General features: G+C 67.6%; 13 protein-coding genes and 2 pseudogenes. 7 read left to right on the top strand and 8 right to left on the bottom strand.

Features of this window, described 5'->3' with window-relative positions; translation table 11 throughout:
• Positions 1–60 precede the first annotated feature (60 nt).
• Positions 61–216 (top strand): annotated as a pseudogene (locus tag ACYVIP_RS34940) (DUF2000 family protein); the annotation flags it as partial.
• A 154-nt stretch (positions 217–370) separates the two neighbouring features.
• Positions 371–856, top strand: a complete 486-nt coding sequence (locus tag ACYVIP_RS34935; protein ID WP_460404270.1) for a nitroreductase/quinone reductase family protein — start codon at positions 371–373, stop codon at positions 854–856.
• Between the two features lie 370 nt (positions 857–1,226).
• On the opposite strand, the gene ACYVIP_RS34930 is transcribed toward ACYVIP_RS34935, so the two are convergent.
• Complete coding sequence (locus ACYVIP_RS34930) at positions 1,227–1,484, bottom strand: multicopper oxidase domain-containing protein (protein ID WP_460404268.1); 258 nt, start codon at positions 1,482–1,484, stop codon at positions 1,227–1,229.
• A gap of 86 nt (positions 1,485–1,570) precedes the next feature.
• Between ACYVIP_RS34930 and ACYVIP_RS34925 the strand changes: the two genes are divergently transcribed.
• Positions 1,571–1,900: a LysR substrate-binding domain-containing protein gene (locus ACYVIP_RS34925; RefSeq protein WP_460404266.1), complete on the top strand. Its 330-nt coding sequence runs from the start codon at positions 1,571–1,573 to the stop codon at positions 1,898–1,900.
• A 37-nt stretch (positions 1,901–1,937) separates the two neighbouring features.
• Here the strand turns inward: ACYVIP_RS34925 and sigJ are convergent, their stop codons facing one another.
• On the bottom strand, positions 1,938–2,828 hold the full coding sequence (sigJ, locus tag ACYVIP_RS34920) for an RNA polymerase sigma factor SigJ (RefSeq protein WP_460404264.1): 891 nt from the start codon (positions 2,826–2,828) through the stop codon (positions 1,938–1,940).
• A gap of 98 nt (positions 2,829–2,926) precedes the next feature.
• Here sigJ and ACYVIP_RS34915 point away from each other — a divergent pair, with 98 nt between their 5' ends.
• Complete coding sequence (locus ACYVIP_RS34915) at positions 2,927–3,355, top strand: YybH family protein (RefSeq protein WP_460404262.1); 429 nt, start codon at positions 2,927–2,929, stop codon at positions 3,353–3,355.
• A 371-nt stretch (positions 3,356–3,726) separates the two neighbouring features.
• Positions 3,727–4,026 (top strand): hypothetical protein, encoded by a 300-nt coding sequence (locus ACYVIP_RS34910; RefSeq protein ID WP_460404259.1) that lies wholly within the window; start codon positions 3,727–3,729, stop codon positions 4,024–4,026.
• A gap of 57 nt (positions 4,027–4,083) precedes the next feature.
• Here ACYVIP_RS34910 and ACYVIP_RS34905 read toward each other — a convergent pair whose 3' ends face one another.
• A complete protein-coding gene (locus ACYVIP_RS34905; RefSeq protein ID WP_460404257.1) occupies positions 4,084–4,902 on the bottom strand; it encodes a hypothetical protein in 819 nt (272 codons plus the stop codon).
• On the bottom strand, positions 4,899–5,954 hold the full coding sequence (locus tag ACYVIP_RS34900; RefSeq protein WP_460404256.1) for a phosphotransferase: 1,056 nt from the start codon (positions 5,952–5,954) through the stop codon (positions 4,899–4,901). The genes ACYVIP_RS34905 and ACYVIP_RS34900 overlap by 4 nt, the downstream gene beginning before the upstream one ends.
• A gap of 524 nt (positions 5,955–6,478) precedes the next feature.
• Between ACYVIP_RS34900 and ACYVIP_RS34895 the strand changes: the two genes are divergently transcribed.
• Entirely contained in the window at positions 6,479–6,850 is a 372-nt protein-coding gene (locus ACYVIP_RS34895) for a DUF7660 family protein (RefSeq protein WP_460404255.1), read from the top strand.
• Positions 6,851–6,858: 8 nt separating this feature from the next.
• Here the strand turns inward: ACYVIP_RS34895 and ACYVIP_RS34890 are convergent, their stop codons facing one another.
• From ACYVIP_RS34890 to ACYVIP_RS34875, 4 genes are all read right to left on the bottom strand, one after another.
• Positions 6,859–7,218, bottom strand: a complete 360-nt coding sequence (locus ACYVIP_RS34890) for a hypothetical protein (RefSeq protein WP_460404253.1) — start codon at positions 7,216–7,218, stop codon at positions 6,859–6,861.
• Positions 7,212–7,508 carry a tyrosine-type recombinase/integrase gene (locus tag ACYVIP_RS34885; protein ID WP_460404251.1) on the bottom strand — a complete coding sequence of 99 codons (297 nt, stop codon included), beginning with the start codon at positions 7,506–7,508 and terminating at the stop codon, positions 7,212–7,214. Before ACYVIP_RS34885 ends, ACYVIP_RS34890 begins: the two co-directional genes overlap by 7 nt.
• A gap of 153 nt (positions 7,509–7,661) precedes the next feature.
• Positions 7,662–10,310 carry a DEAD/DEAH box helicase gene (locus ACYVIP_RS34880; protein ID WP_460404249.1) on the bottom strand — a complete coding sequence of 883 codons (2,649 nt, stop codon included), beginning with the start codon at positions 10,308–10,310 and terminating at the stop codon, positions 7,662–7,664.
• A gap of 1,099 nt (positions 10,311–11,409) precedes the next feature.
• Complete coding sequence (locus ACYVIP_RS34875) at positions 11,410–11,625, bottom strand: hypothetical protein (RefSeq protein WP_460404247.1); 216 nt, start codon at positions 11,623–11,625, stop codon at positions 11,410–11,412.
• Between the two features lie 327 nt (positions 11,626–11,952).
• Between ACYVIP_RS34875 and ACYVIP_RS34870 the strand changes: the two are divergent.
• A pseudogene (locus tag ACYVIP_RS34870) lies at positions 11,953–12,158 on the top strand (helix-turn-helix domain-containing protein); the annotation flags it as partial.
• Positions 12,159–12,237: the final 79 nt, after the last annotated feature.

Here is a 12,237-nt window from a genome sequence, read left to right as displayed (position 1 = left end):
CGGGGTACGGATCGAGGACACGGACTGGTGGGTGAGCTGGTCACCGACCTCGCCGGCCACTACGCCACCGACCTGTTCGTCACCGGCAACGATCGTGACAACCGGGCCGCCGTTCGCGCCGGTCCCTGCGATCAGCTGGATCTTGTCGGTTTGGCGGTGCACGGACCCCGTAACGTCGTGGACAAGGTGCTCAAGGGCGCGCGCATGCACCGATAATCCTGCACAGCGAAAGGTATCGTTGCTGCCGCAATCAATGCGGTGTTAAGGTGCCCGAGGGGAACGCTATTCGACGCAGGCCCGGGACGTGGGGGTTACCAGGAGCGCGAGAAACGGGGACACACGAATGCCCATGCCACCCGGAGAGGAATTCATGTCCGCCGAACAGTCGTCCCGTCCGCTGGACTACAACAAGAGCGTTGTCGAGGACTTCCTGGCCAACATGAGGGACTTCAACGAGCGCGTGGTCGAGGAGTTCCTGGCCAACGACGGCAAGGTGGGTGGCCCGTTCGCCGGCTCCACCATGCTGCTCCTGACCACCACCGGCGCGAAGACGGGCAAGCGGCGCACCGTGCCGCTGGTGGCCATCGAACTGGATGGCGCCACCGTGGTGATCGGGTCCAAGGGCGGCGCGGACACCCATCCGAACTGGTACCACAACATTCGCAAGAACCCTGAGGTCACCGTGGAGGTCGGCAGCGCAAACGGAATCGACCGATACCACGCGGTCGCGGAGATCGCCGAACCTCGGGATCGGAACCGGCTCTTCGCCGAAGTGGTCGAGCGGGCGCCGGCCTTTGCTGGCTACCAGGCAAGCACCCGACGGGTCATTCCAGTAGTGACGCTGCGGCAGGTCTGACAACGTCCGAGTCCGCCGGTGGTGGCGCCCGCTCGTGAAGCGGACTCCACCACCGTTGGCCATGGACTCAGCGGATGGTCAGGCGCCAGGCTCTGGTCACCTCCTTGTTCGATCCGCTTGCCCTCGGCATTCCTCGACGAGAGAACGGCCGGGAGTGCCCGTCACCGATATTCCGCACCAACCAATCAACAGAAAGGACCCACCGAGGCGAAAGCCGCCCTGCCGTACTCCCCGGCGACAAGCGGTCCGCCACGTTCAGCGCCACCACACTCGCAAAGATCAACAACCGACGCGCCAGCCTCAACACCTCAACAGGAGCACCGCTGAGCGCCAGATGCCGAGTACCCAGCAAAGCCCGACGATCGACAAATCAACCGCAGCCGCTCCCAGCGGCGCGACCCACACCGGCCGCGTCGTGCGGCAGGGGCGGGCCACCGCCGCGGGGGAGCACGCGGAAGCCGACCAGGTGCAGGTGGACGGGGTGGTGGACGTCGGCGATCAGCCGCCACACCTCGACGTCGCCGAGGAAGGTGGTGACGTCGGTGCGGGCCGGGTCGAAGGGCAGACCATCGATCAGCCAGCCGCGGCCGCCGTGTCGCCGGCCCACGCGGAAGGCCAGGTCACGCACTCGGACGGCGTCCCGCCGGCGCCACGTCGGCGAGTCGGTGGCGAGCGTGTCCGGGACACGGCTGTCGTCGCGGGCCGGAGTGCCGCGTGATCACCCGCTGGCGGGCCGGTCGTCGGTGCGCGTCGACGACCTCGCCGACCAGCCGTTTCATCACCGCCCGCGAGGGGCACCGGGGCCGCGGGCTGCTCGACCGGCTCTTCGCCGCGCGTGGCCGCACCCCGAGGATCGTCTGCGAGGTCGACGAGCACCGCGCCATCGCCGACCTGATCGGCGCGGGGCTGGGCGTCGGTTTCGTCCCCGCCGCCTCGCCGCCGAGATCCCCGGTGTCTGGCTCCCGGTCGACAGCCCGGACTGCCACCGCGTCGTCACCCTGTCCTGGGGTGCCGGCCACCACCTGTCGACCGCCGCCCGGCTGATGCGCACCACGCTCACCGAGTGGGACTGGCGCACCGGTCAGCCGGTCGTCCACTGACGGAGCTTCTCGGGGTTGCGCACGGCCCAGATGCGGGTGATCCGGTCGCCGAGGACCTCGAACGAGTAGACGGTGACGGTGACGCCGTCCACCTGAGCGATCAGCCCGGGTTCGCCGTTGACCGTCCGCTCCAGGAACGTCATCGTGCGCAGCCGGTCCTCGATGTGGACCAGCGAGGCCACGATCTGCTCGGCGCCCGTGTTCGGCCGGGAGATCACGCTGGCCAACCCGCCACCGTCGGCGATCGCGACGGCGTCGGGGTCGAGGAGGGCGACGAGGGCGTCGATGTCACCGGCCTCCCACGCCAGCCGGAACTCCCGGACGAGCCGGGCCCGCCGGGCCGGGGGCGCCGCGGGCGTGTCGCGGACCCGGCGACGGGCCGACGAGGCCAGCTGCCGGCACGCCGCGGGCGTGCGGCCGGTGATCCCGGCGATCTCGGCGAAGGAGTACCGGAACACGTCGTGCAGGACCAGCGCGACGCGCTGGGCGGGTGTCATCGCCTCGAGTGCGACGAGGAACGCCATGCTGACCGACTCGTCCAGGGTGACCCGGTCGGCCGGGTCGGCCACGGTGCCCGCCCACTCGGTGTGGTCGGGCAGCGGCTCGGGGATCCACTCCCCCACGTACCGCTCACGCCGGGCCCGCGCGGAGCCGAGCACGTCGAGACAGACGCGGCTCGCGACGGTCGTCAGCCACGCGCCGGGCGAGGCGATCGCCTCCTGCTGCCGCCGGGACATGGCGTACCACCGGGCGTAGGTCTCCTGCACGGCGTCCTCGGCCTCGGCGACCGACCCGAGGAGCCGGTAGGCGAGGTTGATCAGGTGGCGCCGCTCGCTGATGATCGCGCACCCCGCGTCCGGCGGGTCGGTCATGGTCGCTCCTCACGTCGGTGCCCTCGCCGTTCCGACGAGACGGCGCCCCCGATCGTCAGGCCGTCTGACGTTTCGTGGCGCTGGTTCGTCATAGGGGCATGGACCGGAACGAGATCGAGATCGGGCAGCACATCGGAACAATCGTCGAGGGCATCCAGGCCAAGGACCTCGACACCCTGCGGCGGCTCTACGCCACGGACGTCGTGTCCTTCGACGTCGAGCCGCCGCTGGAGCACGTGGGAGTCGAGGCGAAGCTGAGGAACTGGACGAACGTGTTCACGTTCTTCCAGGAGGTGAAGTACGAGCTGCGTGAGCTGGCCGTCACCGTGGGCGGGGACGTCGCGTTCGCGCACGGGTTCGGCAGGCTCAGCGGCACGCTGCGGGACGGCACCACCACGAACGGGATGTGGGTGCGCGCCACCCTCGGTCTCCGGAGGACCGCCGAGGGCTGGCTGATCACGCACGACCAGGCGTCCGTGCCGTTCGACATCCGGACCGGCAAGGGCGTGACCGACCTCGAACCCTGAGCCGCCTCATCGGCCCACCCTGGTCTCGTGCGCCACGCAGGTGCACGAGCGGGACAACCTGGCGGGCGTCACGGTCGTCGACGTCGACGACATCGCCATGCCGGACGCCGAGTACGCCACGGGCGACGGCCTCCTGCCCGGTGCGCACGCCAAGCTGGCGGGCCCACCTTCGCGGAATGGCTCGACGCCCAGCCATGACATCGTGATGCGACGCCGGACTGCGGCAAGATCGTGGCATGACGATCGATTCGGGACGGGCCGCCGTCCTGGCGTCGCACTGGCAGGTCAACGTGATCCCCAAGAGTTAGCCGCGACACGCTACTAGTCTTCACGGCACCCAAATTCCGCTGGCGTCGGTAAGAGCCGGGTCCATGGCGAGCAGCCCGCGCGCGGCCCAGCGGGAGGTACCAAGCCCTTTCTCGGTGGCGCGGCAGATCATTCACGAGCGGTGGCCGAGCCAGGACCGGCAGGTCCGCCGGTACCGGGACTGGTTCACCGCGTTCGAACAACACCGTAACGAGCTCATCGCGGCTGGCGCGCAGATACCCACGCAGCTCTTCGATTCCGTGCTCTCCCATGTGCACCACCGGTTCACCCGTGGACTGGACGCCGACTTCGACCACATCCCCAGCCTGTTCGCCGCGCCCGTCACCGCGGAGATCGCGTCGTGACCGGTCCTACCAGACGCGAACTCCTCCTGGTCCGACATGGACTGTCGTACGCCAACATCACCGGGGTCGTCGCGGGTGACCTGAGTCGATCAACTCACGTGCGCCATCGACGACGATGACCCGACCCGTTGGCGTGATGTCGGCGCTGAAGGGAAAACGTGTGCGTGCCAGGGCGGCCGCGGTGTCGAACACCTCGGCGAGGTCGGTGAGGTGCCGTCGGACCGTTGTTTCCGTCAACCGGTCGGCACCAAGCATGGCCAGCAACCGTTCGTGCCATTCCGTGTGGCCGGTGCGCTGGAGGAGGTCGCGCACCGCGCTGTAACGCAGCCGCACCGTGGGATTGCGCAGTGCGGCGACCAGTAACACGTGCGTCGTGATGCCGGTGCCGAACAACCAGTTCGTCACCTGCTCGTGCCACGGCGCCGCCGGGTCGATACGACGAAGCAGGGCCTCACTGCGGCGCCGTGCGTCGGCGCAGCGCGCACGCACCCATCGCCGCTCGGCGAACCCGCAGGAGACCGCGTGCTGAAGTTTGCGCAGTTCCCCGGTGGGATCGGCGATCACGGTGTCGGTGCGTAAGCCGCCCGCAAGGTGGTACGAGGCCAACACATCCTCGGCCACCACGATCCGCTGCCAAGGCCGGCAACTGATCTCCACCAGCACTCCCCCGTGGCGCAGTTTCCCCGGTTTGGCCGGAGGTTTGGGCACGTTGCTCACGATGACAACGTCGATGTCCGAGGTGGATGGCAGCTCCGCCTGGTCGGGCAGTCCTACGGTCGAGCCGGCGAAATAGGCCCCGTGGAACCAGGGCAGCCTCGCCACGTTCCGCTCGACCCAATCGGTTGCGGCGGCCCGAGCCGCACCCACCCGGGTCACCGCAGCAACTCGAGCGCGTCCCAGTCCTGGGCCGCGCTCAGACATCGCTCCAAAATCGGCAGGCGCCGCGGCCAGCGGGTGCCTCTGGTCTGGATGGTGACCAGGTGCAGCGCCAGCGGAGTGCTGAAGTTCCACAACAACCCGGCACGCAACGCCACCATGGACCGGCCGAGGTCGAAGTCGTTGACACCCAGCGATCCCAGCGTGTCGACATAGACCCGCAGCAGATCATGCTCGATCGCGCGGCGCACGTCGGTCGTGAGACTGGTCGCCAGCAGCCGAGCCACGTCAAGCATTCCGCTCGCGTGCTGGACGAACTGGAAGTCGATCAGTGTGCACCGGTCAGGAGTGAGCTGGATGTTCTGGCTGTGGAAATCCCCGTGCGCGACTGTGCGATCCGCATCGGCCAGCTGAGCGGCCACCCCGTCGAAACCGTCTCGCAACAACGTCGGCACGGGCCCGAGCACCTCGGGCCAGTCCTCGGTGTAGGAACGCATCCACCGTCGGCAGAAGGCCGCGACCAGCGAGTCAACCGGCGTTCGCAGCCACTCCGCCGCCGGCGGTGGTTGGGTGGACCACCGCGCATGCAGCTTGGCCACCTCGACCACCGCGCGGAAGGCCTGCTCATCGGTGAACCCGTCGATCTGCCGCACAAAACCGTCGTCACCCAGATCGGCCATGAGCAGCCACGGGAGTTGGCCTCCGTCATGCCCATCGGCGTCGAGGGAGTACATCCTCGGCACGTCCACCCCGGCAAGGCGCGCGACACCCACCTGGTAGGCGCCCACCTCCACCCTGGCCAGTTCCACACTCTCCGCGAACGCGGACGAACACTCCTTTAGCACCAGCGACGACGGCCCCGCATCCGATGTCCCGTGGTACCGAACCCGCAACCGACGCACCTGCCCCACCAGACCGGACCCAGCCAACTGCTCGACGGTCACCCCCGCGACCCGCTGCCCGCGCCCCAAGGCGCCGGCACGTTCCAGCACGTCCTGGATCACCGGCACCGACCACACACCAACCGTGCCGCTGCCGGGCCCGTCGCTCACGGCTGTTCCCCCTGACGATGGTGACGCATACCATGCCAGATCAATCAGCGTCAGAGTGTCGGTGTTCTCGCCAAGCTCGGTAAGGATCCCGGCTTTGAGGAACGCCTTGACCAACGCCAGTACGCGTTTGTCCTTCACCCGGTCACGCACCCGGTCCATCAGGGCCGCGTGGTCGATCCGGTCGAAGCACGCTCGATGTCAGCATCCAACACCCATTGATAGCCACGGGTGCCGAAATGATGGATCTCAGCGATCGCGTCCTGGGCTCACCGGTTCGGTCGGAACCCATACGAGACCGGCTCGAAGTCGGCCTCGGAGATCGGTTCCAGTACGAGTTGCCGCGGAACGGGCAAGTTCATTGCGAATATCAGGCAACGGTTGTCGGTAGGCGACCGGCTTTCCCATGGGTGGGCGTGCGGCAGGTCTGCGGTATTCAAGCTGACCAGCACGTCTTGATCTGCGATGATCTGCTGGTGCCTGATGACAGCAGCAGTGACCCGACGTGTCGACGGTGCGGGCGGCCAGTGCGGTCGGGCCGGGACAACTACGAGATGTTCGAACGGATGCACTACGTGTGTTTCCACTACGAGTTCGAGCACGGGATGACCGATACGAACGCGGATCCTGACGAGGACTGCGGGGTTCCCGGTTGCCCGTCGGCGCCAGCGGTGCGTCATAAGGAACGGCTCGTGGCGACGGTGCGTGCACTGGTGGCGGACTGGTCCGCCGGCCCACCCGCGAACTGGGACAACCACTCGCTTCCGGACTACCTGGAGTCGTTGGCTGCCTGGCTGGCGGACTGTGATGGTTACTACGCCGATCGAGGTGTCCCGATCCCGTGGAACGGTTGGGAGGTCGTTCAGAACGCGATGCGGGCGGCGACGGTCTATGAGTAGTTGGTTGATCACGCGTTCTCTCCCGTGATGCTGTCCTGAACTGCGGTCAATGAGACGAAGGCGCGGTCGGTACCGAGTTCCTCTGGAGTCGGCCCGGCCGGAATGGGCACCTTCGCGAGCCGGTCGGCCAAGGCCGCAAGGGCGTCGCGGTCGCCTTCGAGGGCGGCGCGTTCGTCGTCGGCGAGGGTGAGGCGTTCGAGCATTTGGTCGACGCCGTCCTTGGCGGTCAGAAATTGGCCGACGCTGGATTGTTTTTGGGAGGTAGAAGGGGCAGCGGGCGCAGGCGAGCCGGTGTTGGCATTGGCGAAGAAGTCGTAGGCGCGTACCGCGAGCGCCTGGCGCTCGGCGTCGGTGAGCGTGTTCACCATGCCTCCACCAGCGCGGCGAGGCGGCGCTCGCGGTCGGCGTGCAGCGAGCGGGTGGCTTTGTGCTGCTTGGTGGCCCGCTCTCGCCCGGACAGGTGGATGTACTTCAACGTCGTGGACAAGTCGCCGTGCCCGGCGTATTGAGCGATCTCGCCGATGCTCCAGCCGGCACGGGCCAGATCAGTCAGCCGCAAGTAGCGGAAGGTGTGTGGACAACCCGGGCGTCCCGGCCCGGCGCGCGATCCCGGTGACGATCTTCGACCAACTCGACGGACCCTGCCTCTCCGACACATCAACACCTACGCAGTGGTGCATCTACGTCGCAGCAGCCTGTACGACGCCGAACCCAACCGCAACAAGAGGTGCGACCCGAAAGCGCAGACCCTGAGATCCGCTTCGTGAGGCTGACCCCGGCACAGCAGGCCAGCTCCACGCTTTCTTGTGATTCAATGTGGTTCGGGAAGCGGCGCTGACCGGTGTTCGATGATTGTCGCCAGCACGCTGAAATAGGGTTGAACACGCCACCGGCGGTGGTCACCGATGACGTACAGCCTGCGTTTGGCGCGTGAGACGGCGACGTTGAGCAGGTTCGGTTTCTCGGCGGCCCAGGCCCGTGCGCGCTCGTTGCCCGGGGCGCTCCCGAGCACGAGGATGATCACGTCGGCTTCCTGTCCCTGGACGGTGTGTACTGTGCCGACGTTCTTGTTCACGAAGGCGCGTCCGAAGGCCTGTCGTGCGGTCTCTTTGCTGCCCTGCACTACGTCGCGGAACGGGCTGATCACGCGGATCTGTTCCTTCTGCACGCCGTGCATGGCCAGTTCGTCGAGCACGGTGGCCAGTGCCTGGCCCTCGGCTGGCACCCAGTTGCCGCGGGACTGTCCGGACGGGACGTCCAGCCAGAGGTTCTCGCCGGGAAAGGCGTCGCGGTCGGCGGTTCCGTAGACCATGAGGTCGCCGCCGTAGGCGATGGTGTTGGCGACGGTGAAGATCGGGTGGTCGCAGCGGCGATGTACCCGCAGCGGGGCGCCGACCCAGACCGTGGTCTCGCCATCCGGCTCGGCCAGGTAGGTGCCGTGTCTGGCCAACCGGTCGGCGACGCGCTGGACCGACGTGCCGTCCGGTGTCCATTCTTCGGCCACGCGGTGGTAGTCGCGTATGGCGTCCTGCGCGGTGGACGGGAGCGTGACGATCGGCTCGAGCTGTCGCGGATCGCCGACGATCACCGCGCGGCGGGATCGCCACAGCCCGCCGACCGCCTGCTGAGGTGTCGCCTGCCCGGCTTCGTCGATGAACAACCAGCCGAAGCTCTCCCGACCGAGCCCGCCGAACAACCGGGGCAACGACGCGAAGGTGGTCGAGATCATCGGCACGACGAGGAACAACGCCTGCCACGCGGCGAGCAGGGTCTCCTTCCCGATCTGAAGCCGGGTGCGTAGAGAGGCGATAATCACCGCGAGGTTTCCTCGGATCATGCGCTCCGCGTTGAGCAGGAACGCCTTGTGCAGCCGCAACGACGCGAGGAACACCTGGTTGCGGGCGGCCGTGAACTCCTCGTCGGCCCACGGCGCGCTGAGTTGGAGCTTCTCGTCGTCCTCACGATGTTCGCCGAACGGCACTGTGCCGGGCCACCGCGCACACGCCGCGTCGATGTCCACCCGGGCAGCGGCCATGGCGTGTTCGGCGTCCCGAAGCTTGTTTTCGCACCGCTGCCGCACCAGCAGCGCCGCGGCCTGTTCGGACTTGCGCCAGGACAGCGCAGCGGTCAACTCGTCACGCACTTTCTTCGTCTCGGCGCGTAACCCGGCCAACCGCTCGTAGTCAGTGTTCCACCGCCGGCCCGCGCGGAAGAAGGTCGCGAGCACGATCCAGAAGCCGGGCTTGTGTTCGACATGGCGCTCAAGTTCGTCGTCGGCGTCCTGGAAGGCGTTGCTTGCCCGTTCAAGTGCCTCCGTCAGCGTAGCCACGAGATCGCGGATCTCCTCGCAACTGGCGGCCGCGTCCCGCACCGCTGCCTTGATGCCGGGGACCGCCGCCTGGACGCGCGCGAACTCGTCGATCCGGTCCGCGACTCGCTGCCGCTCGGCGGCGAGCCGCCGCACTTCCTTCTCCGCGGCTCGGAACGCCGTCACCGCCGCTGTCCAGTCGGGGACCCCGTCGGGATTCTCGCGGACCTCGCGCAGGATCTGCATCATCCCGACGACCGGCTCGGTGTCCTTCTTGCCGGGCACGGTGTCGCCGTACCAGAACCGCCGAACGAACGCGGCCCGGTTCTTCATGTTGCCCAGCACGGCCGCGACCATGCCCCACGCCTCGCCGCCGAGCACATGGGACGCCAAGGCGGTGAAGTAGTCAACGGCCAGCGCGTCCGCCTCCGCGCCACCGACCGCCGCGATGCCGGGGACCTCCGCGGTCACGTTCTCCGCCGCGTCGTTGCTCGCCGTCGCGACCACGATCTCGAAACCGGTCAACTCGGGCCGAACTGCGCGCACCGTGGCCGTGTACTTCGGCGCCAGCTGAACTCTCTCCAGCACACTGGTGAACGCATCAGTCGGATCTCGCAACGCAGCCAATCGTCCGGCACGCTCGACGACGATCGCCGCCAGCACATCCCGCAACGTGGTCGTCTTCCCCGTCCCGGGCGGGCCGTTGACCGCGAACACACCCTCGCCAGGAGCCAACTCGCTCATGATCTGGTTGACCGCGAACTGCTGACTCACCACGAGCGGCCGCGCGGTGGCCGTCGGCCACCGTCCCGCTGGTGTGCGCTCCGGCGCCACACCCGACACCGTCGCCGCGGGCGCGGTACGCACGTCGACCCGGTCATCGATCGAGATGTCCTCGGCGTCGCTGAGATAGTCACGCAACGCCGCCCCACGATCATCGACGCGGACGGCGGTCTCGATCCGTGCGAGATCGTTGGCGATGAAGCTGTTCAGGAAGGCCGGTTCCGCCTCCTCGCCGCCCCGCACCGACACCACTCTGCACTCCACCCGCACACCGGCAGGCCGCAACCCGGTGTCCACACTCAACTCCACCGCCAGGTCCGCCACGAACTCGTGTAGCGAACGTCCCGTGATCTGGAGCCGGGGCACCACCGGCCGTGCACCCGCCGTCGACGTCCCGTTCCCGGCCACACCACGACCGGGTGGAGTGAGAAACGTGCCGACAAACGCACTCGTCGCCTTGCCCGCGATGCCCCCGACCACCGATCCGGCGACCGACCCCACCGTCGACGCCGTCACCGCACCAACCGCGACTCCCGCCTCCTGCACGGCAGCGGTGACCGCTTCCCGAACCGCGCCTCTGGCGTGATTTCCCAGCCCATTCCCCGCGCCCCCGCCCGCGGCCTCAGTCCGCTGTGGCTTCGCCGGCACCAGCCTGTTGAGCGCAGAACTGAAAGCGCGCTCCTCCACGTCGAACCCGTCCAACCAGGTCGGATCTCCCGCACCCCGCGATCGCAACCTGCCGACCGCCCACGCACAGGACGACAACACCGCCGTGTCCGCGAGCATCCGCCCCTCCGCATCCAGGGTGAACGCGAACAAGGCGGTATCACCACCGGAACGGCCGTCATCCGGCTTACTGTCCGAACCGAACACACTGACAAGGTCCCTGCGCGCGGCGCCGATGTCATACCGACCGCCATACACAGTGAACTGCCAGGTCCTGTCGCTCGGTAAACGGGCCGTCGTGAGCGGATGGCCTTTCTCCCACGGCGCGAGCTCATTCGGCCCGACGTCGAGAACACCACCTCTCTCGACACTGACCTCAGTCACCTTGGGCACACCCTGCGGACTGAACATCTCCACCGTCCGCCAGAACCGCACAACCCGACCAGGTCGATCCCTATCGCGCACGAAACCCCCAACCGATCCATCAGTGACCGAGGAGGATACGCCATGCCTGTCGGGCAAACATCAAAACCAGTATCACTGAACATGATCATCAATGTGGCTATCACAAGTATTCGCACCTCGAGCCTCGATCACCGAGGGCACCGGCTGCCGTGATCACACATCGCGAAGGATCCGGCCGAGTAGTCGCACAGGACAATCCGCGCGCTCACCATCACGACCTCAAACTCCCAGCAACACCCTCGACCAGGCCACCTACCTCTGCCGATAGCGCGGGAGCCTGCGGCCTCGATCTCGGCCACCGTTTCGGCGGTGCCCGATGCGTCACGCGAGTAGTCAACTACGACGCTGCGCCGAGCCGTCCCAGCCGAACGGCCACGGTGGGTACCACGGCTGGCGCCGGCGGCACATCTTCACCGGCAAGCCGAGCCAGAGCCGCCCACCTACTCCGATCGACGACCGAAATCACCACCACCGTGACCAACCCAACAATCGAGCCGACGCGCGCGATGGTGGAGGACGAGATCCCCTCGGGGAACAACGCCAGCGCCGCCACAAGTGTCAGTGAATACTGGCTCTGGCACAAAGTCCGTGAGGGCGCCCTGGTGATCATGGACTGGACTCAATAGTTGATCATGACATCGGCGTGATAATCATGATCTGACGTTGCCGCTTCCGCATCTGGCCGACCTCTGCATCGAGCAGGTCACACGCCGGGGACAGTTCGTGCGGATCCACGCCAGCACTACCGCGGCGGACGCGGCCTGTCCGGGCCGCGGTCACCTGTCCGCTCGGGTGCACAGCCGCTACCAACGGTGCCTGTCCGACGCCGCTGTCGGCGGAGCCGAAACCATGATCTTCGCCGAGCAGAAAGACCCGTCCGATGCTCCACCGTAATGCCCCGTTGTCCGTGAAGGCCGCCGCCGTCTGATCGAGCGGTGCCGGACGCGTCCGATCGCGCATGTTGCCGCTGAGATGGGGATCTCGCGGCAGTGCGCGTCCAAGTGGGTCAGCCGTCACGGCAAGTACGGTGACGCCGGCCTGCTCGACCGGGCCAGTGTCCCGCACCACCAACCCACGGCCACGCCGCGCCCCGCGCGTTCTTCACCGCGCATGGCATCACCCATGTCGGGTCTGCTGCACGAGTAGGTGACATCTGAGTTGGCTT

The sequence above is a fragment of the Actinophytocola sediminis genome, assembly GCF_054779715.1.
This window is presented reverse-complemented; position numbering and strand designations above follow the sequence as displayed.

What these genes read in the sequence shown, in the direction of transcription:
- ACYVIP_RS34935 (WP_460404270.1), top strand. Translation starts at nt 371, where the DNA reads ATGTCCGCCGAACAGTCGTCCCGTCCGCTGGACTACAACAAGAGCGTT.
- sigJ (WP_460404264.1), bottom strand. Translation starts at nt 2,828, where the DNA reads ATGACCGACCCGCCGGACGCGGGGTGCGCGATCATCAGCGAGCGGCGC.
- ACYVIP_RS34915 (WP_460404262.1), top strand. Translation starts at nt 2,927, where the DNA reads ATGGACCGGAACGAGATCGAGATCGGGCAGCACATCGGAACAATCGTC.
- ACYVIP_RS34910 (WP_460404259.1), top strand. Translation starts at nt 3,727, where the DNA reads ATGGCGAGCAGCCCGCGCGCGGCCCAGCGGGAGGTACCAAGCCCTTTC.
- ACYVIP_RS34890 (WP_460404253.1), bottom strand. Translation starts at nt 7,218, where the DNA reads ATGGTGAACACGCTCACCGACGCCGAGCGCCAGGCGCTCGCGGTACGC.
- ACYVIP_RS34885 (WP_460404251.1), bottom strand. Translation starts at nt 7,508, where the DNA reads ATGTGTCGGAGAGGCAGGGTCCGTCGAGTTGGTCGAAGATCGTCACCG.